The sequence below is a fragment of the Deinococcus sp. NW-56 genome, assembly GCF_002953415.1.
Taxonomy (GTDB): domain Bacteria; phylum Deinococcota; class Deinococci; order Deinococcales; family Deinococcaceae; genus Deinococcus.
The window spans coordinates 1,508,720-1,533,887 of sequence record NZ_CP026516.1 but is presented as its reverse complement, the minus strand read 5'-3'; the positions used below and the strand labels follow the sequence as shown (position 1 = coordinate 1,533,887).

Here is a 25,168-nt window from a genome sequence, read left to right as displayed (position 1 = left end):
TCCCTTCACCCGAACCGAGACAAACCTGGCCGCCGTGCCGCGCACACTCGGCTCCATGAAAGCCAAACCGCTGAACGAACAGGTCATCGTCATCACGGGCGCGTCGAGCGGCATCGGCCTGAGCACGGCGCGGTTGGCGGCGAAGGAGGGGGCGCGGCTGGTCCTGGCCGCCCGCAGCGAGGAAGCCCTGCGGCAACTCGCGGACGAGCTCACGGCGGCGGGCAGGCAGGCCGTCCCCGTCGTGGCCGACGTGAGCCGGGAGGAGGACGTGGCCCGCATCGCGGAGGTCGCCCAGAGCAGCTTCGGCGGCTTTGACACCTGGGTGAACAACGCGGGCGTGGGGATGTATGGGCGGCTGCTGGAGTCGGACGTGGAGGACATGCGCCGCCTCTTCGACATCAACTTCTGGGGGGTGGTGTACGGCTCGCGGGTGGCTGTTTCGCAGCTACGCGAGCGCGGTGGCACGCTGATCAACGTGGGAAGCGTGGTGTCCGAGCAGGCGATTCCCCTTCAAGGCGCATACGGGGCCTCCAAGCATGCGGTCAAGGCCTTTACCGACACGCTGCGAATGGAGCTGGAGCACGACGACGTGCCCGTGACCGTCACCCTGATCAAGCCCGGCCCCATCGACACGCCCTTTCCGCTGCACGCCCGCTCGTACCTGCCCACCGAACCCAAGCACGTGCCGCCCGTGTACGCCCCGGAGGTCGTCGCCCGAGCCATCCTGCACGCGGCGGCCAAGCCCACGCGCGAGCTGTTCGTGGGCGGCGGGGGCAAAGGCATGGCAACTTCGGGAATGCTCGCGCCCGCCGCCACCGAAAAGCTGATGGCCGAGGTCGCCCTGCCCGGCATGCAGAGTGACCGCCCGCCGCTGCCCGAAGACGCCCACATCCTCTACCACCCTTCCGGCAAGTTGGAGGAACGCGGCGACTACCCCGGCACCGTGCGCGGGACGAGTGCGTACACGGCGGCGGCGCGGAACCGCGGTCTGATCCTGGGACTCGCGGGTGCAGCGCTCGCGGCGGTGGCCCTGGGGCGGGCGCGGCGGTAGGCTGGGCCGGTCCCAGGCGCGGCTTCCTGTCCGGGGGGGCCGCGTCTCCCTTCCCTCCCTCTTTCCCCACGAGGTTTTCCATGACCACCTACCGCAAACTCGGCCGCAGCGGCCTGCACCTCTTTCCCCTGGGCCTCGGCTCCATGCAGTTCGGCTGGAGCGCCGACGAGGCCGCGTCCTTTGAGCTGGTGGACGCCTACCACGCGGCGGGCGGCAATTTCATCGACACGGCCGACATCTACACCACCTGGACCCCCGGCAATCCCGGTGGCGTCTCCGAGGAGATCATCGGGCGCTGGCTGAAGTCGCGCGGGCGGCGTGACGACATGGTGATCGCCACCAAGGTGCGCGGGCCGATGGGCGAGGGGGGCCGCGAGGGGCGGGACAGCATCTACCAGCGCGAGGGCCTGTCGCGCCGCTGGATTCTCAAGGCCTGCGAGGACAGCCTGCGCCGCCTGGGGGTGGACCATATCGACCTGTATCAGGCCCACTGGGTGGACAACCAGACGCCCATCGAGGAAACGATGGAGGCCTTCACCGAACTCGTGCGGCGTGGGTACGTGCGCTACCTCGGCGCGTCGAACTACTCGGCGTGGCGGCTGATGCAGGCGCTGTGGACAAGTGACAAGAAGGGCCTGGAGAGCTTCGTCAGCCTGCAACCCGAGTACAGCCTGCTTTCGCCCACGCGGGCCAACTTCGAGCGCGAGCTGGGGCGGGTGTGTGTGGAATACGGCCTGGGCGTGATTCCCTGGAGTCCGCTGGGCGGCGGGATGCTGACCGGGAAGTACAGGCGCGGCGCCCCCCTCCCCGACAGCGTGCGGGCCGAGGGCAATGCCCGCAGCCGCTTCAGCGACCGCAACTTCGACATTGTGGAGACGCTGGAGGCCGTGGCGGGTCGTCACGGCGCGAAGCCCGCGCAGGTGGCCCTCGCGTGGCTGCTGGCCCAGCCCGGCGTGACCGCCCCCATCATCGGGGCGAACAGCGTGGCGCAACTGACCGAGCTGCTGGGGACGCTCGACCTCACCCTGAGCGCCGACGACCTTGCCGAGATTAGCCGCGTAAGCGACTGGGAACGGGCGCGGACGGAGTTGGAGCGGTAGTTCACCCTTCACCCCCTCCCAGCCTCCCCCCTCAAGGGGGAGGAGTTTTTTTTGCGTTCAAGCCTCCGCGTCCGGTATCGCTTCTGCCTCCCCATGCGCCTCCCGCAGCTTGCGCCAGCGCTCCGCGACCCGCGCCTCCCAGCCCTCGCCGGTCGGGGCGTAGAGGTCGAGCTGCACCCCATCGGGTAGGTAGTTCTGCTCGAAGCTGCCCTCCGGGTCGTCGAAGTAGTAGGCGTAGCCCTTCCCGTACCCCTGCCCCCGCATCAGCGCGGTGGGGGCATTGCGGAGGTGCAGGGGGATGGGGAGGTTCTCGCCCTCCCGCACGGCGTTGAGCGCGTTCTTCCACGCCACGTAGACCGAGTTGCTCTTGGGAGCCAGCGCGAGGTACACGACCGCCTGCGCGAGGGCGAGGTCGCCTTCTGGACTGCCCAGAAATTCCGCCGTGTCGCGGGCCGCGACCGCCAGCCGCAGTGCCTGCGGGTCCGCGAGGCCGATGTCCTCGGCCGCCATCCGCACGATCCGGCGGGTCACGTACATCGTGTCCGCGCCGCCCTCGATCATGCGGGCGAGCCAGTACAGAGAAGCGTCCACATGCGACCCCCGCACCGACTTGTGCAACGCGGAAATCAGGTTGTAGAAGTCCTCGCCGTTCTTGTCCATCGCGGGGAGGTGGCGGCCAAAGGCCTCCGTGACGGCCTCGGGGGTCACCGGGTCGGCCAGGGTCGCGGCCACCTCCAGCGTGCTCAAGGCCCGCCGCGCGTCCCCATCCGCCAGCCGGGCCAGCAGGTCGAGGGCCTCGGGCTGAGCCGTCACCCCCGGCAGGCCGCGTGGGTCGGAGAGGGCACGCTCCAGCAGCCCGCGCACGTCCTCCTGCGAGAGCGGTTCGAGCACCAGCGTCCGCGCCCGCGACCGCAGGGCCGGGTTGACCTCGAAGCTGGGATTCTCGGTTGTGGCGCCCACCAGGGTCAGCAGACCGGACTCGACGTGCGGGAGCAGGGCGTCCTGCTGCGCTTTGTTGAAGCGGTGAATCTCGTCCAGAAAGAGGATGGTGCGCTGCCCGCGTCCCCGCAGCCGCTCGGCTTCCGCGACCGCCTCGCGCACGTCCTTCACGCCCGCCGACACTGCCGAGAGCGGAATGAAGTGGGCGCCGACCTCGCCCGCGATCAGGCGGGCCAGGGTCGTCTTGCCCACGCCGGGCGGCCCCCACAGGATCAGCGACCCCAGCCGCCCGGAGGCCAGCAGCCGGGTCAGCGGCTTGCCCGGCCCCAGCAGGTGCGTCTGCCCCACGACCTCCGAGACGGTGCGCGGGCGCAGGCGTTCGGCGAGGGGGGCGGGTGGGTCAAAGAGGGTCACGGGGGAGAGGATAGGACGCGGCCCACCGGCAACGGGCCAGAGCAACCTTGCGGAACCTTTCGGAGCCGGGCGAGGGATGGGCGGCCCTACACTCGGCCCATGCAGACCGTCCCCGAGGCCCTCGCCGGGCACCGTTCCATCCGCCAGTACCGGCCCGACCCCATCCCGCAAGCGGTCATCGACGAGGTATTGCACGAGGCCATCACGGGCACGTCGTCGTCGGGGAACCTCAACAGCTATTCACTGGTCCTGACCCGCGACCCGGAGCGCAAGCGGCGGCTATACGAGCTGCACGGGGAGCAGGACTTCGTGTTGCAGGCACCGCTGGTGGTCACCTTCTGCGCCGACTGGCACCGCAGGCGGACGTGGCTGCGGCGGCGCGGGGCGCGGGACAACTTCGGCAACCTGCTGGGCTACCACGTGGGCGCCTTCGACGCCGTGCTGCTGTCGCAGAGTGTGAGCCTGGGCTTCGAGGCACGCGGCTACGGCATCTGCTACATGGGCACCACCCTCAACGCGATGCGCGAGATCGCCGAGTTCCTGAGCCTCCCCGAAAGCTGCGTGCCCGTGACCAGCATCGTCGTGGGCGTGCCCGACGAGGCTCCCGGCAAGCGCGACCGCCTGCCGCTGCGGGCCTTTGTCCACGACGAGACGTACCGGGTACCGGACGGGGCCGAACTGGACGACCTCTACCGCGAGCGCGAGGTGCGCGGCTGGGAGCGTTACATGGCCGACCCCCGGCTGCGGGCGAAGGCCGAGGAGGGCGGCATCATGTCGCTGGCGCAGTTCTACACCAGTCCCTACAAGTACGACCCCGACCGCCACGCCGCCGACTCCGCTCGGATCGCGGCGTTTCTGGCCGAGCACGGCTTTCTGCCGGAGGGCACCCGGTAGCAGGCAGGCCGTATCCTCACGCCTATGGACCCCGCCGAACGCTATATCCGCCTCGCCCACGCCATCGACGCGCACTCGGAAGGCTATATCGACGGCTACGGCGGCCCCGCCGAATGGGCCGACCGGACCCGGCGCGACCCCGCCGAGCTGCACGCCGAGGCGTTGGCCCTGCTCGACGAGGTGGCGGGAGTGGAGGACCCCGCCCGGCGCGGCTTCCTGACCGTGCAGGTGCGGGCGATGGTCACGATGACCCGGCTGCTGAAGGGCGAGAACCTCCCCTACGCCGAGGAGGTGCGCGGCCTCTACGACATCGACCCCGTACGGGCGGAGGAGGCCGAGCTGGATGCGGCCCTGCGGACCCTGGACGCAGCGCTGCCCGGCACCGGGACGCTGGAGGAACGCGAGGAGGCTCTGCGCTCGCGGGTGGCCCTTCCTGTGGACGACATTCTGCGGGTGGCCGACCCCATCCTCGCGGCCCTGCGGGAGCGCACCCGCGAGCGCTTCGGACTGCCGGACGGCGAGGACTTTTCCATCGGGCTGGTGCAGGACAGGCCATGGAGTGGGTACAACTGGCCGCTGGGCAACCTCAAGAGCCGCATCGACATCAACACCGACCTCCCCGTGCTGCTGCCCGCCCTGCCCGACCTGCTCGCCCACGAGGGCTACCCCGGCCACCACACCGAGCACGCCACCAAGGAGGCGCGGCTGGTGCGCGGGCGCGGCTGGTGGGAACACTCCATCCAACTCATCAACGCGCCCGAGTGCGTGGTCTCCGAAGGGATCGCCACGAACGCGCTGCGGGCGCTGATGAGTCGGGAGGAGGTCGAGGCGTGGCTGACGGGCGAGCTGGCCGGTGTGGCGGGTCTGGACCCCGACGACCTTCGGGCGTTCCTGGCGGCGGGCCGCGCCCGCGAGGGTCTCAAGCGCGTCAGCGGCACGGCGGCGCTGATGCTGCACGCCGATGGCCGCCCGGAGGCCGAGGTGCTCGACTTTATCCGCCACTACGCTCCCGCCAGCGAGGCCCGCGCCCGCCAGAGCCTGCGCTTCATCTCGCAGCCGACCTTCCGGGCGTACATCTTCACCTACAGCGTGGGCGGCGACCTCGTGCGCGGATGGATGGAGCGTGAGGGGACGGACGGCTTTGCCCGACTGCTGCGCGAGCCGCTGACGCCGGGGCACCTGGAGACGGTGGAGGCCTGAGATGGACTTCCCTGCACTCGTCTCCCGCGAGGGCTTCCCACCCGGCGTGACCGTCGAGCGTCTCCCCGACCCCCACGGCGAGATCTTTCGCGTCCGCAACGGGGAGGGCACGCGCGGGCTGGACCTCCTGCTCACCGACGAGGCCGTGCGGATGTACGGCGAGGGGCCGACCCTGGCCCTGGTGCTGACCCGTCTGCGGGAGGTCGCCGAGACCGGGTTGCCGGAGGTGGGCGTGGCGAGCGGGTACGAGCGGCAGGTGTTCGTGGGGGATTGAAGGACGCCCGGCACGGGGGGCGGGTGCAGGTGACCGGTCAGCTCTCCCGGATGCCGAACACGTCCCCCAGCACCGCCCGCGCCGCCCAATACCCGCTCATCCCGTGGATGCCCCCACCGGGCGAGGTCGCGCTGGAGCAGAGATACACGCCGGGCACAGGCGTGCGGTAGGGCGTGGGGGTGGGCACCGGGCGGGCCAGCAGCCCCCACAGGTCGCCCCGGCCCCCGTTCACGTCCCCACCCCGGAAGACCGGGCTGAGGGCTTCGAGCGCCCGCGCATTCGTCACCCGCCGCCCCAGCACGAGGTCGCGGAAGCCGGGGGCCGCCCGCTCGATCTGCGCCTCGATGGTCCCGGCGTAGGTGTCGGGCGTGCCCGGCGGGACGTGCGCGTAGGCCCAGAAGGTATGGCCCCCGGTGGGTGCCCGCGTGGGGTCGAAGAGGGTGTGCTGGGCGGCGAGGACGTAGGGGCGCTCTGGAGCAACACCTTGCGCGACTTCTGCCTCGGCCCGCGTGATCGCCTCCAACCCGCCGCCCAGATGCACGGTCCCCGCCCGTCCCACCGCCGGGTCGCGCCAGGGGACCGGTCCGCTCAGCGCGTAGTCGAGCTTGAGGAGACCGGGGCCATAGCGGTAACGGCTCAGCCAGGCGCGGTAGGAGGGGGTCACGCGAGTCCCCAGAATGTCCAGCAGCACGGCGGGACTGGAGTCCACCAATACGGCGCGGGCGGGGGGGAGGTCCGCCGGGCGCCGCACGTCCACCCCCGTCTCGATCTCGCCGCCCAGGAAGCGCAGGTAGGCCACCAGCGCGTCTGTCAGGGCCTGTGCCCCCCCACGCGGAAAGGGCCACCCCACCCCGTGCGCCAGCGTGCCCAGCACGAGGGCTGCCGCGCCCGTTCCCGGTGTGGACAGTGGCAGATTGGCGTGCGCCGCCAGCCCTGCCCACGCCGCCCGCGCCTCCGGGGTCCGCAGCAGGCCCGCCGTCCACGTGGCCGGGGGGACTCCCCGCAGTCCGAACCGGACGAGTAGGAGCGGGTGGCGGGGTAAACGGGGCAGGGGCCGCAGCACGTCGTCCAGCAGAGCGTCCATTCCCTTCACCAGCGGCCCGAAGAGGGCTTGCCACGCCGCCTTATCCCACCCGAAGTCCTGCGCCGCCACGTCCAGATCGCGCTCGACCACCACGCCTGAGCCGTCTTCCAGCACCTGGGCGTAGGGGGCGTCCGGCTGCACCCAGCTCAGCCCGAAGGCGTGGAGCGGCCACTCCCGAAAGGCGGGCGAGGCGTACCCCAGCGGATGGATCGCGCTGCCCACGTCGTGGACGAAGCCGGGCAGGGTCAGCTCAGCGCTGCTCAGGCCTCCGCCGGGTGCGGCATTGCGTTCCAACACCTTCACCCGCAGCCCCGCGCGGGCCAGGGTGATGGCCGCAGCCAGCCCGTTGGGACCAGCGCCGACGACGAGGGCATCGGGGGGGGACACCCCGTTACTGTGACACGCTCTCCAGCCGCAGCGCAGGGGGGCCGCCGCGCCTGCCTCTGCTCGCGCCCGTCCCACTGGCCCGGCCGAAAACACAACACCTCTCACACAATTGTCACGGGGGCCTGGAACTCTGTCACCGAAGCTTTATAGTCTGCTCATCCAGGCAGGGTGCGCCGGGTCTTTCCGGCGGGTTTGCCCTGCCGGAATCCCGCTGTGTGTCCCCGAGCCTCCGGCTCTGTCTCAGGAGAACCCATGAAGAAGAGAATGCTGCTGTCCGCTGCCCTGCTGCTCTCCGCCTGTTCCGGCACTCCCCAGGCCCCCGACGCCTCGACCGGCAAGGCGATCTTCCAGGCGCTGTCCCTGCCGGACGAGGTGGCTCAGGTCACGCTGGAGGTGCGCGGAACCGAGGCGGCCACCCAGGGCGAGGTCCATACCCTGACCGCCACGGTCAAGAACGGCGCGGCCACCTTCACGGTTCCCAACCTCGTCAAGGGCGCCTACACGCTCGTCGCGCGGGGCTACGACGGAGCGGACGCCGAGAAGGTCGTGCTGTACAAGGGCAGCAGCGCGGTGCAGTTCAAGGACGAGGCGCCCATCGCCCTGCGGATGAACCGCCTGACCAGCGCCATTCAGGTCACCGCAACGGGCGTGATGGCCAAGAGCAATGTCCTCGTGGCCAAGGTCGGTGCCCTGGAAGCCCGCCTGATCGGCAGCGGCAGCACGGCGACGGGCACCCTTCAGGGTGTGCCGACCGGCCGGGCCATCTCCGTGGTCGTCGAGGGCCGGAGCACCGACGGTGCCCTCCAGCAGCAGGGAACCGCCACCCTGCGCCTGAGCGAGCAGGACGCGGTGGTCAGCGTGCCCCTGACCGAGGTCGTGACGGCGGTGGCGCCCGCTGCGCCGACCCTCACGGCCGATGCCACCGTCAAAAAGAATGCCCTCTATACCCTGAACATCGGCGCTCAGCAGACCGGGAGCGCCCAGCTCCAGACGGTCACGGTGGACTGGGGCGACGGCGCGACTGAGACCCTGACCGTGAGTGGTCAGAGCGCCGGACTCAACCCCACGCACACCTACACGGCGCCCGGCACCCGCAACGTCAGCGTGACTGTCCGGAACACCGCGGGCCTGAGCAGCACGGGCGGCGTCACCGTGAACGTCCTCGACACGACCACCGGCAACGTCACGGTGGACATCGGCGCGAACGTCGCTCCGGTGACCCTGGGCGTGACGGGCGTGGAGGCCGACCGCGTGACGGCCACCATCACGGCGCCCGACGCCAGCCTGGGCGCCGCCAGCCTGCGCCCGCAGGACCTCAAGAAGACCTACACGCTGGAACTCGTGCCCCGTGGGCAGGGCAACTGGAGCGGCACCCTCAGCCTGCCGGTGGGCTACACCTACACCGTGCAGCCCCGCGCCATCACCGGCGAGCAGGTCCGTGACGGCGAGGTGCAGACCTTTACCGCTGCGGCCGAGGGGACGGCGGTGTCCCTGCCCTTCGGCGCAGGTGGCGAGACGGCGCCCACCTGCCCGGCCCCTACAGGCACTGTCACCAACATCGGCGCGGTGCAGGGCAGCGGCGCGGCCAGCCCGCTGGCGGGCCAGACCGTCACCGTGCGCGGCGTGGTCACCAGCGACTTCCAGGCGGGTCTGGGCGGCTTCTCCATTCAGGAGGTCGCCCCCGACGGCAACGACGCGACCAGCGACGGCCTCTTCGTCTTCACGGGCGGCACCCGCCAGACGGTCGCCGTGGGCGACGTGGTGCAGGTCAGCGGCACCGTCAAGGAATACTTCGGTGCCACCCAGCTCGAGAGCGTCACCACCTTCCAGAAGTGCAGCGGCACCCAGGTCGCTAAGCCCGTCACGCTGACCTTCCCGGTCAACAGCCTCGACCAGCTCGAGCAGTACGAGAACATGCTGGTGACCATCCCGCAGGTCATGACCGTGACCGACAACTACGGGTACGGCCGCTACGGCGAACTCGGGCTGTCCAGCGGGGGGCGGCTGTTTATTCCCACCAACGGCAACGTGTCCGGCGAGACGGCGGCGACCCAGGCCCTGCGCCGCATCGTGCTGAACGACGCCAGCAACGCGCAGAACCCCGCGACCCTTCCCTACCTCAGCGGGGCGAACACCCGGCGCACCGGCGACACCGTGAGTGGGTTGACGGGCCTGCTGCGCTACGCGAACAACGTCTTCAAGCTCGAACCGACCGCCGCGCCCCAGTTCGTGGAGGCCAACCCCCGTCAGGCGGCGCCGAAGCCTGTCGGCGGCAGCCTGCGCGTGGCGGGTGCCAACGTTCTGAACTACTTCACGTCTTTCACAAGCGCCGACCGTGGCGCGAACAGCGCCTACGAGTTCGAGCGCCAGAAGGCCAAGGTCGTCAGCACGCTGCTCGGCCTCGACGCCGACGTGATCACGCTGATGGAGATTCAGAACAACGGCGACGTGGCGCTTGAGGACCTCGTCGCGGCCCTGAACGCCAAGGCGGGAGCGGGCACCTACGCCGCCGTCAAGACCGGCAAGGTGGGCACCGACGCGATCACGGTCGCGGTGATCTACAAGCCTGGCAAGGTGACGCCCGTCGGTTCGTTCCTCACCGACACCAACAGCATCAACGACCGCCCGCCCGTCGCCCAGACCTTCCGCGAAAACGGCACGGGCGAAGTGTTCAGCGTGGTCGCCAACCACTTCAAGAGCAAGGGGTGCGGCACGGGCAACACGACCGACACCGATCAGGGCCAGGGCTGCTGGAATCTCAAGCGGGTGGAGCAGGCCAGGCAACTGCTGAACTTCGTCAAGACCGTGCAGACCACCTCGGGCGACCCGGACGTCCTTCTGATGGGCGATCTGAACAGCTACGGCGAGGAAGACCCCATCCGCACCCTGACCGCCGGGGGCTTCGAGAGCCTGAACAAGCGTATCCCTGCCGAGGACCGCTACTCGTACCAGTTCGGCGGGCAGTTCGGCTACCTCGACCATGCTCTGTCCAGCACCGCGCTGAGCGGCCAGGTGACCGGCATCACCGAGTGGCACGTCAACAGCGACGAGCCGACCTTCCTCGACTACAACGTCGAGTTCAAGAACAACCCCAACTGCACCAGCGTGAGTAACGGCCAGCCCGCCTGCACCACCCCCGACCTGTTCCAGCCCGACGCCTTCCGCTCCAGCGACCACGACCCGGTCCTCGTCGGCCTGAACCTGAAGTCGGACACGCCGCCCGCCACGACGCCCAGCGTGAGCCTGACGCCCGGCACGGCCAGCCTGACCGTCACGGCCGGAGCGCCCGCCGTCACCCGCACCTTCACGACCTCCGCGCAGAACGTGAGCGGCGACCTCAAGCTCAGCGTCACGGCCCTGAACAACGCGCCTGAGCTGGTCACGGTGCCAGCGACTGTCGCCAGTGGCCAGGGCTTCGAGGTCAAGGTCACCACGTCCAGCACCACTGCGCCTGGCGAGTACGTCTACGAGGTGAAGGCCGCCAGCGGCACTGTGAGCAGCACGGCCACCCTGACGGTGACGGTGCAGGCACCCGTGCAGGCGTCCCCTGCACTCGGGAAGCTTGTCATCAGCCAGGTCTATGGCGGCGGCGGCAACAGCGGGGCGCCCCTGCGGAGCGACTATGTGGAGCTGTTTAACCGCAGCGCGGTGCCCGTCAGCACGGCCGGACTGAGCCTCCAGTACGCGGGCAACACGGCGACGTTCTCTGCCAGCAACACCTTCGCGCTGCCCACGGCGACCATCGCGCCCGGAGCGTACTACCTCGTCAAGCTGGCCGACGGGAGCAATGCGTCGGCCCCCGCCCTGCCCACGCCGGATGCGACGGGGAGCCTAGCCCTGGGAGGAACCGGCGGCAAGATCGCGCTGGTGGGCAATGCCGAGGCCATCACGGGTGCGTCGGACAGTGACGTGATTGATTTCGTCGGCTTCGGCACGGGCGCCGGTGAGCGCGAGGGCACGGCGAACACTCCGGCCCCGTCCAACACCACCTCCATCTTCCGCAAGCTGAACGGCTGCCAGGACACCAACCAGAATGGCGACGACTTCGTGACGGGTGCGCCTGCTCCGCGCAACAGCGCTACCCCCCTGAACGTCTGCAACTGACGCTGCCCTTCCCCGCCACCCCACCCCTACCGGTGGGGTGGTTCTCTATCCTCCCCCCATGAAGCCCGACCTCTCCTCCTACCTCGGTCGGACGGTGCGCGTCGTCGTGGACCGTCCGCTGGGCAGCGTCCATCCGCGCTGGCCGGAGCTGATCTACCCGGTGAACTATGGGGAGATTCCGGGCACCATCAGCGGCGACGGCCACCCCATCGACGCCTACCTGCTGGGCTGGGACGTGCCGGTGCAGGGGGCGGGGGGCGTGGTCACGGCCGTGATCGTCCGTGAGGATGACCGCGAGGACAAGCTGGTCGTGGTTCCTCACGGGACCCGCTGGCCGGACGAGGAGATCATGAAGGCCACCTGGTTTCAGGAGCGATATTTCAGGGTGCGCCTCTTGCGCTAGCGTGCCCCCATGACGACTTCACAGCGGCCCGTCACCCTGATCACCGGGGCCACGGGCGGCATCGGTACGGCGCTGGCGCGGGCACTCGCCGGGACCCACAGCCTGATCCTGCAAGGGCGGGAGGGCGAACGGCTGGGCGCCCTCTGCGCGGAGGTGGGCGGCACGCCGCTGGCCCTCGACCTCACCCGGCCGGAGACCTTCGCCCCGGCGCTGGCGCACCTGGGACGCGTGACGAACGTGGTCCACAACGCGGGGGTGGTGGAGCTGGGTGCGGTGGCAGAGCAGGACCATCCGGTCTGGACCCACACCCTCGCCGTGAACGTGGTCGCTCCCGCCGAGCTGACCCGGCTGCTGCTGCCGCGCGTGCGGGAAGGGCGCGGCACGGTGGTGTTCGTGAACAGCGGGGCGGGCCTGCGGGCCAACCCCGGCTGGGCCAGCTACGCCGCGAGCAAGTTCGCGCTGCGGGCGCTGGCCGATGCCCTGCGCGAGGAGGAAGCCGGGCACGGCGTGCGCGTCTCCAGCGTCTATCCGGGCCGCACCGCCACGCCCATGCAGCAGTCGGTGCGGGCGCAGGAGGGCGGCGCATACCAACCGGACGCCTACATCGCCCCGGAGACGGTGGCGGCAACCATCCAGTTCGTGCTGGAGGCTCCGCGCGACGCCATGCTCACCGACGTGACCGTGCGCCCTGGGGTCCGCTAGTGGAGCGCTACGACGCCGTGATCGTGGGGGCGGGGGCGGCGGGCCTGAATGCCGCGCTGGTGCTCGGCGGCTCCCGGCGCGAGGTGCTGCTGCTGGACGGCGGGCCTACGCGCAACGCCGCTTCCCAGGCGGCCCACGGGGTCTTCACGCGTGACGGGGCCGCGCCCACCCAGCTCAAGACCCTGGGGCTGGCTGACCTTGCGCCCTACCCGGTGACCGTGCGCCCCGGTGTGGCCCGCGAGGTGAGGCCCTGGGGGGACGGCTTCGCGCTGCGGCACGACGGCGGCTGGGTTCAGGCCCGGCGGCTGCTCTTTGCCAGCGGGGTGCGCGACGTGCTGCCCAACGTGCCGGGCCTGCGCGCACGCTGGGGCCAGACCGTCCACCACTGCCCCTACTGCGACGGCTGGCCCAACCGTGAATCGGCGCTGGGCGTGCTCGGCTCGCATCAGGAAGGCCATCACCTCGCCCTGAGCGTGCGGGCGTGGTCCGATCGGGTGGTGCTCCTCACCGACGGCCCCGACGAGCTGACCGACGAACAGCGCGAGGACCTGCGGCGGGTGGGCATCCCCGTGATCTCCACCCCGATTCTGCGGCTGGAGGGAAAGGACACCGTGCGGGTGCGCTTCCGGAACGGTGAGCGGCTGACGCTGGACGCGATGTTCCTCAACCCCACCCAGGTGCAGCGCAGCAGCCTGCCCGCTTCTCTGGGCTGCGAGCTGAACGCCAAGAGCCGCGTAATCGTCAACGAGCACGGCATGACCAGCATGCGGGGGGTGTGGGCCGCCGGGGACATGACAGGAGCCCCGCAGTACGTGATGAGCGCCGCCGCGAGCGGCATGCTCGCCGCCGTCTCCCTGAATACCACCCTGATTCACGAGAATGTCCGCCGTCTGGGCGCGGCCTTTCACAAATCACCGGATGGGGAGGGAGGTGCCCCCCCCAGCGGAGGCGAGGCGTCCTGAGGGTTCGGGCGGTCCTGTTCGATCTTGACGGGACTCTGCCCGACCTGCGGGACGTGCTGACCCTGCCGGGGGTGCCGCTGCTACCATCCTCCCCGTGAGCCTGACCGACCTCCCCGTCTTCGAGGTGCTCCCCGACCTCCGCGCGGCGCTCGCGGCGCACCCGCTGGTGGTGCTGCAAGCCCCGCCCGGCGCGGGCAAGAGCACCGGATTGCCGCTCGCGCTGCTGGACGAGGAGTGGCTGGGGGGCGGGTCCATCGTGATGCTCCAGCCCCGGCGGGTGGCGGCCCGCGCGGTGGCCGCCCGGCTCGCGGAGACGCTGGGCGAGGAGGTCGGCGGCACGGTGGGCTCCCGCGTGCGCTTCGAGTCGCGGGTGTCGGACCGCACCCGCATCGAAGTTGTCACGGAAGGCATCCTGACGCGCCGTCTCCAGCGCGACCCGGAACTGACCGGGGTGGGGCTGGTCATCCTCGACGAGTTTCACGAGCGGTCGCTCAACGCCGACCTCGCCCTCGCCCTGCTGCGTGAGGTGGGGGGAGCGCTGCGGGAGGACCTGCGGGTGCTCGTCATGTCGGCCACTCTCGATCCCGCCCTGCCGGAACGCCTGGGGGCACCGCTGGTGCAGAGTGCGGGGCGGGCCTACCCGGTGGAGGTGCGTTACCTGCCGACCGACCCGGCGGGCCGGGTGGAGGACGCGGTGGCCCGTGCGGTGCGGGAAGCCCTGGCCGCCCACGCAGAGGGCGACGTGCTCGCCTTCCTCCCCGGTGTGCGCGAGATTCGGGGGGCGATGGCGGCGCTGTCCAGCGTGGACGCCCTCGTGCTGCCCCTCTACGGCGACCTTCCGCTGGCCGAACAGCGGCGGGCGATTCTGCCCGACCCGGCCGGTCGGCGGCGGGTCATCCTGGCGACCTCCATCGCAGAAACGTCGCTGACCCTGGAGGGGGTGCGGATCGTGGTGGACGGGGGCCTGAGCCGCACCCAGGCCTTCGACCCCGGCACGGGCCTGACCCGCATGGTGACCAACCGCGTCACCCGCGACGCCGCTGAGCAGCGGGCCGGACGCGCGGGCCGTACCGCTCCCGGCGTGGCCTACCGCCTCTGGAGCGAGCGCACCCACGCCGCGCTGGCCGCTGCCCGCCCCCCCGAGATCGTGGAGGCCGACCTCGCCCCCCTCACGCTGGAACTCGCCGGGTGGGGTGCGCCTGACCCCGCCGCCCTCGCCTGGCTCGACGCGCCGCCCGCCCCCGCGTGGAGGCCGCCCGCACCCTGCTGCGCGACCTGGACGCGCTGGACGGGGAGGCTCGCATTACCGCGCGGGGCCGGGCGCTGCTGGAATTGCCCACCCACCCCCGCCTCGCGCACCTGCTGCACGACGGGCAGGCGCTGGGGCTGGGGCCACTGGCCGCCGACGTGGCCGCCTTGCTGGAAGAACGCGATCCCCTCGGCGCCGGGACGGGGGCCGACCTCACCGACCGGGTCGCGGCGCTGCGGGCGTGGCGTCGGGGCGAGCGGGGTGGGGGAGAGCCTGGCGTCCTCGACCGGGCAGAACGCCTCTCGCGGCAGTGGCGGCGCGAACTGGGCGTCCGCTCCGACGACTTGCCGCCCGATGGTTTCGCGGTGGGGCAGCTCGTCGCCCTCGCCTACCCGGAGCGGGTGGCGCTCGCACGGGCGGGGGTGGGGGCCGCTTCCTGCTCGCGGGGGCCAGGGGGCGCGGCTACCGGAGGGGGACGCGCTGGCGGGAGCGCCTGCCCTCGCGGTGGCCCACCTCGACGCGGGGACCGGGGAGGGCCGCATCTACCTCGCCGCGCCCCTCGACCCCGCCGCGCTGGAGGCCCGTGCGGAGTGGCAGGACGCCGTGCGTTGGGACGCCCGCACCGGAGCGTTGGTGGCCGCCCGCGAGCGCCGGGTGGGCGCGCTGGTGCTGGACTCGCGACCCCTGCGCGACCTGCCTCACGGGGAACGGGTGGCCGCTCTCGCCGGGGCCATCCGCGCCGAGGGTCTGCACCTCCTCACCTTCTCCCCGGAGGCCGAGCAACTCCGCGCCCGCGTGGAGTCCCTGCGGCAGTGGCGCCCGGACGAGGACTGGCCCGACCTCTCCGACTCCGGCCTGCTGGAGACGCTGGAAGGCTGGCTCGGCCCCTCCCTCACGGGGGTGCGCACCCGCGACGAGTTGGGGCGCGTGAACCTGCTGCCCGCCTTGCAAGCCCTGCTCCCTTGGCCGCTGCCCGCCCGCCTGGACGACCTGGCCCCCACGCACCTCCCCGTCCCCAGCGGCTCGCGCGTGCGCCTCGCGTATCGCCCGGACGGATCGCCTCCCATTCTCGCCGTCAAGTTGCAGGAACTCTTCGGCCTGGCCGAAACGCCCGCCGTGAACGGGGGCCGCACGCCCGTGCTGCTGCACCTGCTTTCCCCCGCCGGGCGCCCGGTGCAGGTGACCCAGGACCTGCGCTCGTTCTGGAACAGCAGCTATTTCGAGGTGCGCAAGGACCTGCGCGGCCGCTATCCCAAGCACCCCTGGCCGGACGACCCCTGGAGCCACGTGCCGACGGGGGCGACGAAGCGCCGCCTGTAGAGCAAAAAGGAAGGTGGGAGACGTCATATGCGTCTCCCACCTTCCTCTCCAGGCTTACAGCAGTTGAGCGAGGGTGCCGCCCACCAGCATCAGCCCCATCACGCCCAGCATGACGGCGGCGACGTGGCGCGGGGAGGCGGGGGCCAGGTCCTGCACCGGGGCCGGGCGGGGGGCGCTCCACCCGCGCCGGGGGCGGGCGGCGGTGCCCCGCGCCGTGCCGATCACGCGGCCCGTCCGTGTCCGCCCTGCGGGGCCGTGTGCAGGCTGCCCAGGGCAGCTTTAAGGTGCTTGTACACCTCGCGCTGGAGGTCGAGGTCCTCGGGCAGTTCGTACTTGAGCTGCTCCATCGCCTGCACGAGGTGCGCTCCGCCGGGGCTGCGCTCGTGATCGGGGCGTGCCCACTCGGGCAACTCGGGGGTGACGGCGGGTTCACGCCGCTGGTCATTCCAGTCCGCCCACTGCTTGGGCAGGTCGTAGAGGTAACGCCCGATGCCGAACTGCACCGCGCAGCGCTTGAGCGCGTCCGACGACGCGGCCTTGAGGGTCCCGTACTCGCCCTCGCCCGCCTCCCCGATGTCCTCGCGGGTCACGCCCAGCACGGTCAGGCGGCCCTTGACGGTGGGGTGCTGGGTGCCCGGAATCACCTCGATCTCGAAGCTCCAGCCGTCCGGGCAGATCGCGTCCAGGCGGTCTTGCACCGCGCGGGCATCCACGTAGGCGAGCAGCAGGGCGCGGGTACGCTCCCCATTGAAGGCTTGCGGCTTCCATCCCACCAGATGAGCGGGAAACGGAGCCTGGAGTCGTTTCTGAACATCGCTCAACTTCATGCGTTTAGTTTATAACGTAACGCTGTTACGGTCAAGACAGAATGAATCAGGAGGAACAGAGTCGTATACGGAACGACCCCGGCCGGAGCCGGGGCAGTTGGAGGAAGTGCGGGGGAAAGGTTACTTTGTCTCGGTCAGGCTGTAGGAGCCGCTGCCGGAGTAGGCGTAGACCTCCCAGCGGTAGGTGCCGCTCGCCGCCGCGTAGTTGATGTTCTCGGTGCTGCCCGCGCTCTCGCTGGCGGCCACGTCGGCCCAGGTGCTGCCGTTCCACTTCTGGAGGTAGAGGTCGAAGTCGGTGCCCGAGGGGCCGCTGAGGGTGCCCTTCAGGGTGCCGCCCGCGTAGGAGAAGCCGCTCGTGCCAGGCTTGTAGGAGCTGGTGCGGCTGCTCACGCTGCCCGTGTAGGTCGTGGTGGTGCCGGTCGAGGGAGGCGTGGTCGTGGTGCCGGTGCCGGTGTACAGCAGGCGGTTGGGGCTGCCGGTCTGCGCTCCCGTGACCTTGCCGGTGGTGGCGCCATTCAGCAGGGCGCTCGTGACCGCACTGTTGGTGGTGTTGCCGCCCGCGATCAGCAGGGCGATCGACCCGGCGACGTGGGGGGTCGCCATCGAGGTGCCGCTGATGGTGTTCGTCGCGGTGGTCGAGCCGATCCAGGTCGAGGTGATGTTGCTGCCCGGCGCGAAGAGGTCAAGGCACGAGCCGTAGTTCGAGAAGGACGAGCGGGCGTCGGTGTTCGTCGTGCTGCCCACCGTGATCGCGCTGGCGGCGCTGGCGGGGGACACGTTGCAGGCGTTCTGGTTCTCGTTGCCTGCCGCGACCGCCATGATCAGGTTCTTGCTCGCAGCGCTGTTCACCGCGTCGTTCACGGCCTGGCTGAAGCCGCCGCCGAGGCTCATGTTCGCCACGGCCGCCCCGCTGCCCTTGTTGCTCACGGCCCAGTTCACACCCGCGATCACGCCCGAGTTGGTGCCGGAGCCGTCGCAGCCCAGCACCTTGACGGCCACGAGTTGCACGCCCTTGGCGACGCCCCAGGTGTTGCTGCCCACGGTGCCTGCCACGTGGGTCCCGTGGCCCTGGCAGTCGGAGTTGTTGCCGTCGCCGGTGGTGTTGGTGCCCCACACCGCACGGCCCCCGAAGTTGGTGTGCGCGGTGTTGATCCCGGTGTCGATGATGTACGCCTTCACGCCGCTGGCGGTCGAGTTGTAGACGTAGTTGCCGTCCAGCGGCAGGTTGCGCTGGTCGATGCGGTCCAGGCCCCAGGTCGCGCCGCTCTGCGTGGCCGTCATGCGCATCACGCCGTCTTGCTCGATGTACTTCACGCGGGAGTCGGCCCGCAGCGCCTGGAGGTTCTGGGGGCTGAGGCGGGCGGCGAAGCCCTGGATGGTCTGCGAGTACAGGTGCTGCACCGTGATGCCCTGGGGATCGAGGTTCAGCGCCCGGATCAGCCCGCCCGCGTCCTGCGCGCCCAGGTTGCTCGGGGCCGCACCCTCGCTGAAGACCACGATGTACTGCCCCGCGACCGCGTCCGGGTTATCCGTGCCCAGCAGGGGCGCCAGCGTCCGCGCGGGGCGCTGCGTGGCCGACGTGTCCGGCACCTGCGCGGCGGGAGTCTGGGAGGTCGGGGTCTGACCACCGCAGGAAGCGAGCAGCAGGGCGAGACCGAGCGAGCTGAGCAGGGGGCGTGCAGTCATGAATGGTCCTCCAAGCAATACGGGAAAGGTGCCTCGGGCGAGACTGGAATACGAGGCGTGTTGTGCCGACGCCATTGATGTATCACGAGGGTTGAAAATGCCTTCATGCAAACATCTAGACAGGCCGCGAAAATGGGGATTTGCCTATCGAATGATATAAACGTCTACGTATCGGTTTTCACAATGCTCAAAAACCGCCGAATCGTAGATCATTTGAATGAGTTTTCATCCCGGTGTTCTCACCTGTGACCCATCCGTGACCTGACCCGGATCGAAGTGTGACGGAAGTGATGGTCCTTAGCCAAAATGCAAAAGGCCCCCTCTGCAGAGGAGGCCGCGGAGCTTGAGACGTCTAGCGGCTGGAGGCGGGAGCTGGGGCGGGGAGAGCTGCCGGGGTGGTGGTGATGGTGACGCGGGCCAGCTGTGAGTCAAGGTATTTCTGAGCCGCGTCGCGGGCGAGCTGCTCGCGGATGACAGGCGCGACTTCGGCCAGCGGGGCGACGCCCGCCTGGGTGCGGCGGGTCACGACGAGGACATGCCAGCCGTACTCGGACTGCACGAGTTGCGGCTGATTCAGGGGCGCCGCGAAGGACGTGCGGTCGAACGGCTCGACCGTCTCGCCGGGTTCGATGCAGCCCAGCTCGCCGCCCTCGGCCGCGCTGCCGGGGTCCTGGCTCTTTTCGCGGGCGATGGCCGCAAAGTCCCCGCCTGCCGCGAGGTCGCGCAGGATGGTCTGCCCCTCGGCCTGCGTGGCGACGAGGATGTGCCGCACGCACGCCTGCGCCGGGCGGTTAAAGGACTGACGGTTGAGCTGGTAGAAGCTGGCGACCAGGGCGTCCCCGAACTTCAGGCGCGACTTGATGCCCTCGAGGTAGGCGTCCACGACCAGCTCGCGCTCGATATCGGCCCGCAACTCGGCCTCGTTCGCAAAGCCGTTGGCGGCCAGCGCCTGGGCATAGGCGGCGTCCGTGTCAAAGCCCTCGTGGGTCTCGGCGAGTTGGGCGTCCACCTGCGCCGCCGTGACCGCCGTGCCCCGGCGGGCGAGCTGGTACACCGCCCGGTCGCGGGCATACTGGGTCAGGAACTGGGGCCGCGCTTCGGCGAACTGCGCCAGCGCCTCTTCCGAGTAGGGAATCCCCTGCGAGTTCAGCACCCGCGCCACCGCCAGCCGGAAGGCCCGCTCGTACTCGCCCAGTGTGACCGTCTCACCCCCCACGCGTGCCACGACCGTCTGGGGGTCGGCGGGCGTCGTGGTGGCCGGAGCCGCCGGGGTTTGTGCAGGTGCGGCCGGGGCCGGTTGCGTCTGGGTCGCCGGAGCAGCGGGCGTAGTCGGGGGCGTGCCCGTGCTCTGGGCCAGGGCCGCGCCGCCGAGCAGCAGCGCGAGCGTCAGGAGGCTCTTTTGCATCTGCCCACTGTAGCGCGGCCGGGGGGAGAGCGGCCCCCCGCCGAGGCCCGCTGCTACAATCCCCCCCGATGCGCCTGACCCTCGTGCCCACCCAGGACCCCCGCGTGTACGACGACGCCGTTCGCTCGCTTCCCATCACCAGCCCGCTGCAAGGCTGGGGCTACGGCGAGGCGCGGCGCACGCTGGGGCAGGAGCCGCTGCGGTTCCTGATTCAGGGCCAGGGCGGGCAGACGGTGGGGGCGCTGCAACTGCTGCGTAAGCGGCTGGTGCCCGGCTTCTCGACCCTGTACGCCCCGCGCGGCCCGGCGCTGGAATCGCTCGACCTGCTGCCCGCCGTGGCCGAGGCGGTGCGCAGGGTCGCCCGCCCGACCGACGCCCTGCTCAAGATCGAGCCGCCCCACCCCGTTCCCGCCGATGGCCGCGCGGTCGTTCCGTCCGACTACGGCCCCTTCCGCCGCGCCGAGACCGAGCAGCCCGAGCACACCATCGTCGCGGACCTGACCCGGTCCGAGGACGATCTCTTCGCGGGGCTGCACTCCATGGCCCGGCGCAACGTCCGCGCCTCCGCCAAGCTGGGGGTGGTGGCGGGCCGCGACGACGATTTCGAGGCCTTCTGGGAGATCTTCACCGCCACCAACGAGCGGGCCAAACTCGGCGCCTTTCCCCGCGCCTACTACGAGACGATGCTGCGCGAGGGCAATGCCTACGGCGGCGAAGCGTATCTCGTGCTGTCGCGCTACGAGGGCAAGGCGCTCGCGGGCGGCTTTTTCCTGGCGATGGGGACCACGACCGCCTACCTTTTCGGTGGCAGCGTGCGTGACGACCGCGTGCAGCCTGACGGCACGCCGTACAAGGACGCCAAGGCCCCCGACGCCTTTTACTGGAATGCCATGCTGGACGCCAAGCGCCGGGGCTATGAGCTGTTCGACTTCTGGGGCATCCCGCGCGTCCTCGACGAGAGCAAGCATTCCTACGGCGTGTTCAAGATGAAGCTGAAATTCTCGGAAGAGCGGGTGTGGTACCCCGCCTATGACCTGACCCTCAACCCCGCCGCGCCCGCCATCGTGAAGGCCCTGCGCTGGCGCAAGACGCGCAACAACGTGAAGAAACGGGGCAGCGCGGACGACGTGCTGTAAGGGCGTGTGGCCCGTGGCTTTTGGCGTGTAGAGGGGCGTCTACCTCAGCTTCCACGTCCCGGCCTCTACAAGCCACCGACCACAAGCGACACGCTCTCCCCGTGTTACCTTGAACCGAGTTCAATTCACCCCCTCTTTCAAGGAGTCTCCATGATCGATTTCTCCCTCTCCGACGAACAGAAACAGCTTCAGCAGCTTGCCCGCGAGTTCACCCGCAAGGAGATCATTCCGGTCGCCAGCGAGTACGACCAGAGAGAAGAACTGCCCTGGCCGGTGGTCGAAAAGGCCTTCGAGGTCGGCCTGCTCAACGTCGCCATTCCCGAACACGCGGGTGGGCTGGGGCTGGGCATGGTGGACGAGTGCCTGATCGGCGAGGAACTTGCCTACGGCTGCATGGGGATTTACACCGTGCTGATGGCCTCCGAGCTGGGCATCACGCCCATCCTGGTGGGCGGCACCGAGGAGCAGCAGCGGCGCTTCCTGGCCCCCATGACCGAAAAGCCCAGCCTCGCGGCCTTTGCGCTCAGCGAGCCCAACAACGGCTCGGACGCCGCCGGGATGCACACCACCGCCGTGCTCGACGGCGACGAGTGGGTCATCAACGGCACCAAGATGTGGATTTCCAACGGAGGCGTGGCCGAGATCACCGTGGTCTTCGCCACCACCGACAAGCAGGGCGGACACAAGGCGACCGTCGCGCTCGTGGTGCCCAAGGACGCGCCCGGCCTGTCCTACAACAAGATCAAGCACAAGCTGGGGCAACGGGCTTCGCTGACCTCCGAGCTGGTGTTCGAGAACGTGCGCGTGCCCAGGGAGAACCAGCTCGGCGGCCTGGGCGACGGCTTCAAGATCGCCATGAAGACGCTGGACAAGACCCGTATCCCGGTCGCGGCAGGGTCGGTGGGCATCGCCCGGCGGGCGCTCGACGAGAGCGTGAAGTACTCCAAGGAGCGCGAGGCCTTCGGCAAGCCCATCTCGCAGTTCCAGGCCATCCAGTTCAAGCTCGCGGAGATGGCGATGGGCGTGGAGACGGGCCGCCTGATGTACCTCAAGGCCGCGTGGCTGGTCGATCAGGGCCTGACGCACGGCATGGAGAGTGCCATCGCCAAGGCCTACTGCTCGGAGATGGCCTTCGACGCCGCGAACGAGGCGATTCAGGTGCACGGCGGTTACGGCTACGTGGGCGAGTACCCGGTGGAAAAGCTGCTGCGCGACGTGAAGCTCAACCAGATCTACGAGGGCACCAACGAGATTCAGCGCGTGGTGATCAGCCGGAATCTGCTGAAGTAAAGCTCAAGCACGAGGACAGCCCCCGGTGAATGTGCCGGGGGCTTCGTGTTGGAATCCGGGCCTCAGTACCCCCTTCCCGTCTCCACTCGTCCTTCCGGTTCCCGGCCCGCCGCCAGCGCCTCCAGGAAGGTTCGCGTGTACCCCGCCCCCCGCGCTGTCAGGTCCGCCGTCGTGCTGGCGATATGCGGCGTGATGATGACATTTTCCCGCTCCCACAGCGGGTGCCCCGGTGGGAGCGGTTTGGGGTCGGTCACGTCCAGCACCGCGCCGCCGAGGCGCCCGGAGTCGAGGGCGGCCAGCAGCGCGTCCGTGTCCACCAGCGAGCCGCGCCCCTGGTTGCTCAGCCACGCGCCGGGCTTCAGGCGAGCCAGCACATCCGCATTTACGATGCCGCGCGTCTGCGGCGTGTCGGGCAGCAGCAGGACCACCCAATCGGCCTCCGCCAGCGCCGCATTCCGCTCGGCGGGTGGGGTGGCCGAGCGCAGCCCGGTGACGTGGGCGCCGTGGGGGGCCAGCAGGTCCTCCAGAATCTGCCCGATGTGGCCGTAACCCCACACCACCACGCTCGCCCCCTCCAGCGTGGCCAGGTCGCGGCGGGGCTGCCACTGTTCCTCCCGCTGCTGGTCCCGGAAGCGGTGCAGGCCCCGCGCGGCGGCGAGCATCCCGGCAAGCGTATGGACGGCGACCGCGCGGGCGTGCAGCGGGCTGGCGTTGTACAGAGCGACGCTGGGCGGCAACTGGCCCTGCACATGGTCGATGCCCGCCGTGAGCGTCAGCACCCAGCGCAGGCCTAGTCGGGTGAAGAGTTGGGAGCGCGTCTCGGCGTTCGCGCCCCACAGCACCACGCCCTCGGCCTCGCCGTCCGGCAGGTCTCCATTGCGGTAGGGGAGAGCGGTCAGGCCCTCCACGGTCAGCGCCCGGAACTCGGGCAGGTCAGGCATCAGCACGCGCATCCAGCCACTCTCCTCTCGTGATTTCCATATGAACGTCGGTGTGGTCCCCCACCTGGGAGCGGCCCACCTCGCGGAAGCCGCAGGCGGCAAAGGCCCGCTGCGCCCGGCGGTTGTGCCCGAAGGTGGTCAGGCGCACCCGTGTCAGCGGCACCTCGCGGCCCTCGAAGGCCCAGGCCAGCAGGGCCATGACCGCCTCGCGGCCGTAGCCCTGACCCCAGAGCGTCCGCAGGCCGATCATCACGCCCAGGGTGCCGATGCGGGCAGGCAGGGGCGGCGCGGGGTGGAGGTCGTACAGCTCGGCGCTGCCGATCAGGTCGCCGCGCTCATCCAGCACCCCGAACCCCGCCCGCTCGCCCGTGCCCTCCTCCTCCAGCATGATTCGCTTGAACAGCCACTCCGGAAGCCGGATGGGTTTGGCCCCGTTCCAGTCGGCGAGTTCGCGGTCGCGGAAGAAGCGGTAGAGGGTCGCCCACTCCTCCGCCCCGAGGGCGGGCAAGGGCCTTAGAGTGACCCGGCCCCAGCGCGGGGCAGGGACGGCGGCGTCCCCGGTCAGCGCGGGCCTCCCTCCGGGACGGGCGCGGCGGCGTCCAGGGTGCCCAGCGCCCGCGTCACGTCGCGCGAGAGGCGGTCGAGGTGGAAGGCGTCGCCCTCCGCTCGCTCCACCGCGCCGCCCGGTCCCACCACGATCAGGGCCAGTGCTCGCCCGCCCCCGTGCCGCACACAGACGCCGGGATGACCCGTCAGTGCCGCCTGATCCCCCGGCGCGAGGGTCGACCAGGCGGGGTCCTCCGGGGTCAGGCCGAGGTGGGCGGTGGGGAGACCCCGCCGCGCGAGTTCGCCCTCCAGCCACGCCAGCGCGTCCGGTCGTCCGCCGATGATCCCCTGCTCCAGGTGTGGCCGGGCGGAGTTGTACCGAATGGGCCGCCCGTCGCGCCGCCGCAGGTCGCCGCCCAGCACCCGCAGGAGCGCGTGCCCCCCCGCCACGTCCCATTCCGAGCGCGGGCTCATGGAGAAGGTCACGTCGGCCTCGCCGTTCGCGATGCGGGCCAGCTTCAGGGCGATGGAGCCGCTGGGGGCCATGCCGGGGAGGTCGTGGGCGTGCAACTCGCGCCGGAACTCGGTGTCCGACACGCTGACCACGTACCCGGCGCGGCCCGCGAACCCGGTCGGCTCGCCGTTCCTCGTGACCCCCAGGCCCACCGCCCCGGCGAACAGCTCATCGGTGGCCGGGGCGTACACCGCGCCCAGCACCGGCTTGCCGCCCACCGCCAGCCCGATGCTTACCGCATAGTCGGGGCTTCCCGAGGTGAATTCCTTGGTGCCGTCGATGGGGTCGATGATCCAGACCCGCTCGTGGCCCCGCCGGGCCGGGTCATCGGCGGCTTCCTCGCTCAGGAGGCCGTCTCCCGGAAAGGCCGAGCGCAGGCCCGCCAGGATCAGGTCGGAAGCCTCGCGGTCGGCGGCGGTCACGAGATCGTCGGCGCCCGTCTTCTGCTGGGCCGTGACCCCCCGCGCGAGGTGGGCGAGCAGCAGCGCTCCTGCCTCCCGCGCCAGCCGCGCGGCGGTGTCGAGTTCGGGCTTGAGGTCCACGCCCCCGAAGATACCCCCCGGCCCCCCGCGTTGACGCCTCAGGGTGCGCCCGCTACACTTCCCGGCATGAGTGCGGCCCGCGTCACCCCCGTGAACCTGAATGACGATCCCCGGTAGGGGACGTCTCGCCGCAGCATCGCCGCGCCCCCGACCCCCCATCAAAGGAGTCGGGGGCTTTCCTATTTCGCCTTATTTCGC

At 70.6% G+C, this 25,168-nt stretch carries 21 protein-coding genes; 12 read left to right on the top strand and 9 right to left on the bottom strand.

Features of this window, described 5'->3' with window-relative positions:
- Positions 1-55 precede the first annotated feature (55 nt).
- Positions 56-1,051: an SDR family oxidoreductase gene (locus C3K08_RS07590; RefSeq protein WP_104990750.1), complete on the top strand. Its 996-nt coding sequence runs from the start codon at positions 56-58 to the stop codon at positions 1,049-1,051.
- 80 nt (positions 1,052-1,131) lie between these two features.
- Positions 1,132-2,151, top strand: a complete 1,020-nt coding sequence (locus C3K08_RS07585; RefSeq protein WP_104990749.1) for an aldo/keto reductase — start codon at positions 1,132-1,134, stop codon at positions 2,149-2,151.
- A gap of 57 nt (positions 2,152-2,208) precedes the next feature.
- Here the strand turns inward: C3K08_RS07585 and C3K08_RS07580 are convergent, their stop codons facing one another.
- A complete protein-coding gene (locus tag C3K08_RS07580) occupies positions 2,209-3,504 on the bottom strand; it encodes a replication-associated recombination protein A (RefSeq protein WP_104990748.1) in 1,296 nt (431 codons plus the stop codon).
- A 99-nt stretch (positions 3,505-3,603) separates the two neighbouring features.
- Here C3K08_RS07580 and C3K08_RS07575 point away from each other — a divergent pair, with 99 nt between their 5' ends.
- The 3 genes from C3K08_RS07575 to C3K08_RS07565 are packed head-to-tail and all read left to right on the top strand — an operon-like array spanning position 3,604 to position 5,872.
- Positions 3,604-4,398, top strand: coding sequence for a nitroreductase family protein (locus tag C3K08_RS07575; protein ID WP_104990747.1), 795 nt, complete (start codon positions 3,604-3,606; stop codon positions 4,396-4,398).
- A 24-nt stretch (positions 4,399-4,422) separates the two neighbouring features.
- Positions 4,423-5,598 carry a hypothetical protein gene (locus C3K08_RS07570; protein WP_104990746.1) on the top strand — a complete coding sequence of 392 codons (1,176 nt, stop codon included), beginning with the start codon at positions 4,423-4,425 and terminating at the stop codon, positions 5,596-5,598.
- Between the two features lies 1 nt (position 5,599).
- Positions 5,600-5,872 carry a hypothetical protein gene (locus C3K08_RS07565; protein ID WP_104990745.1) on the top strand — a complete coding sequence of 91 codons (273 nt, stop codon included), beginning with the start codon at positions 5,600-5,602 and terminating at the stop codon, positions 5,870-5,872.
- Between the two features lie 37 nt (positions 5,873-5,909).
- Here the strand turns inward: C3K08_RS07565 and C3K08_RS07560 are convergent, their stop codons facing one another.
- Entirely contained in the window at positions 5,910-7,343 is a 1,434-nt protein-coding gene (locus C3K08_RS07560; protein WP_104990744.1) for an NAD(P)/FAD-dependent oxidoreductase, read from the bottom strand.
- 252 nt (positions 7,344-7,595) lie between these two features.
- On the opposite strand from C3K08_RS07560, the gene C3K08_RS07555 reads away from it, so the two are divergent.
- The 5 genes from C3K08_RS07555 to C3K08_RS18895 all read left to right on the top strand — a co-directional run bounded on the left by C3K08_RS07555 (position 7,596) and on the right by C3K08_RS18895 (position 16,083).
- On the top strand, positions 7,596-11,447 hold the full coding sequence (locus tag C3K08_RS07555) for an ExeM/NucH family extracellular endonuclease (protein ID WP_234009007.1): 3,852 nt from the start codon (positions 7,596-7,598) through the stop codon (positions 11,445-11,447).
- Positions 11,448-11,505: 58 nt separating this feature from the next.
- A complete protein-coding gene (locus C3K08_RS07550) occupies positions 11,506-11,850 on the top strand; it encodes an inorganic diphosphatase (RefSeq protein WP_104990743.1) in 345 nt (114 codons plus the stop codon).
- Positions 11,851-11,859: 9 nt separating this feature from the next.
- Positions 11,860-12,552, top strand: coding sequence for an SDR family oxidoreductase (locus C3K08_RS07545; RefSeq protein WP_104990742.1), 693 nt, complete (start codon positions 11,860-11,862; stop codon positions 12,550-12,552).
- Positions 12,552-13,514, top strand: coding sequence for an NAD(P)/FAD-dependent oxidoreductase (locus tag C3K08_RS07540; RefSeq protein ID WP_104990741.1), 963 nt, complete (start codon positions 12,552-12,554; stop codon positions 13,512-13,514). The genes C3K08_RS07545 and C3K08_RS07540 overlap by 1 nt, the downstream gene beginning before the upstream one ends.
- Positions 13,515-13,608: 94 nt before the next feature.
- A complete protein-coding gene (locus C3K08_RS18895; RefSeq protein WP_369848161.1) occupies positions 13,609-16,083 on the top strand; it encodes an ATP-dependent RNA helicase in 2,475 nt (824 codons plus the stop codon).
- A 54-nt stretch (positions 16,084-16,137) separates the two neighbouring features.
- Here C3K08_RS18895 and C3K08_RS17890 read toward each other — a convergent pair whose 3' ends face one another.
- The 4 genes from C3K08_RS17890 to C3K08_RS07520 all read right to left on the bottom strand — a co-directional run bounded on the left by C3K08_RS17890 (position 16,138) and on the right by C3K08_RS07520 (position 20,001).
- Positions 16,138-16,308, bottom strand: coding sequence for a hypothetical protein (locus C3K08_RS17890; protein WP_158679878.1), 171 nt, complete (start codon positions 16,306-16,308; stop codon positions 16,138-16,140).
- Complete coding sequence (gene ddrA, locus C3K08_RS07530) at positions 16,305-16,910, bottom strand: single-stranded DNA-binding protein DdrA (protein ID WP_104990740.1); 606 nt, start codon at positions 16,908-16,910, stop codon at positions 16,305-16,307. Before ddrA ends, C3K08_RS17890 begins: the two co-directional genes overlap by 4 nt.
- A 120-nt stretch (positions 16,911-17,030) precedes the next feature.
- The gene (locus C3K08_RS07525; protein WP_104990739.1) at positions 17,031-18,596 is read right to left on the bottom strand and encodes a S8 family peptidase; all 1,566 of its coding nucleotides are present in this window, start codon (positions 18,594-18,596) and stop codon (positions 17,031-17,033) included.
- 352 nt (positions 18,597-18,948) lie between these two features.
- Positions 18,949-20,001, bottom strand: a complete 1,053-nt coding sequence (locus C3K08_RS07520) for a peptidylprolyl isomerase (protein ID WP_104990738.1) — start codon at positions 19,999-20,001, stop codon at positions 18,949-18,951.
- Positions 20,002-20,069: 68 nt separating this feature from the next.
- Between C3K08_RS07520 and C3K08_RS07515 the strand changes: the two genes are divergently transcribed.
- Together C3K08_RS07515 and C3K08_RS07510 are read left to right on the top strand one after the other, a co-directional pair.
- Positions 20,070-21,137 carry a peptidoglycan bridge formation glycyltransferase FemA/FemB family protein gene (locus C3K08_RS07515; RefSeq protein ID WP_104990737.1) on the top strand — a complete coding sequence of 356 codons (1,068 nt, stop codon included), beginning with the start codon at positions 20,070-20,072 and terminating at the stop codon, positions 21,135-21,137.
- A 150-nt stretch (positions 21,138-21,287) separates the two neighbouring features.
- Positions 21,288-22,427, top strand: a complete 1,140-nt coding sequence (locus tag C3K08_RS07510) for an acyl-CoA dehydrogenase family protein (RefSeq protein WP_104990736.1) — start codon at positions 21,288-21,290, stop codon at positions 22,425-22,427.
- Positions 22,428-22,489: 62 nt separating this feature from the next.
- On the opposite strand, the gene C3K08_RS07505 is transcribed toward C3K08_RS07510, so the two are convergent.
- The 3 genes from C3K08_RS07505 to C3K08_RS07495 are packed head-to-tail and all read right to left on the bottom strand — an operon-like array spanning position 22,490 to position 24,970.
- Positions 22,490-23,380 (bottom strand): D-2-hydroxyacid dehydrogenase, encoded by an 891-nt coding sequence (locus C3K08_RS07505; protein ID WP_104990735.1) that lies wholly within the window; start codon positions 23,378-23,380, stop codon positions 22,490-22,492.
- Positions 23,361-23,876, bottom strand: a complete 516-nt coding sequence (locus C3K08_RS07500) for a GNAT family N-acetyltransferase (RefSeq protein ID WP_234009006.1) — start codon at positions 23,874-23,876, stop codon at positions 23,361-23,363. Before C3K08_RS07500 ends, C3K08_RS07505 begins: the two co-directional genes overlap by 20 nt.
- 53 nt (positions 23,877-23,929) lie before the next feature.
- Positions 23,930-24,970 carry a 3'(2'),5'-bisphosphate nucleotidase CysQ gene (locus tag C3K08_RS07495; RefSeq protein ID WP_234009005.1) on the bottom strand — a complete coding sequence of 347 codons (1,041 nt, stop codon included), beginning with the start codon at positions 24,968-24,970 and terminating at the stop codon, positions 23,930-23,932.
- Positions 24,971-25,168 lie beyond the last annotated feature (198 nt).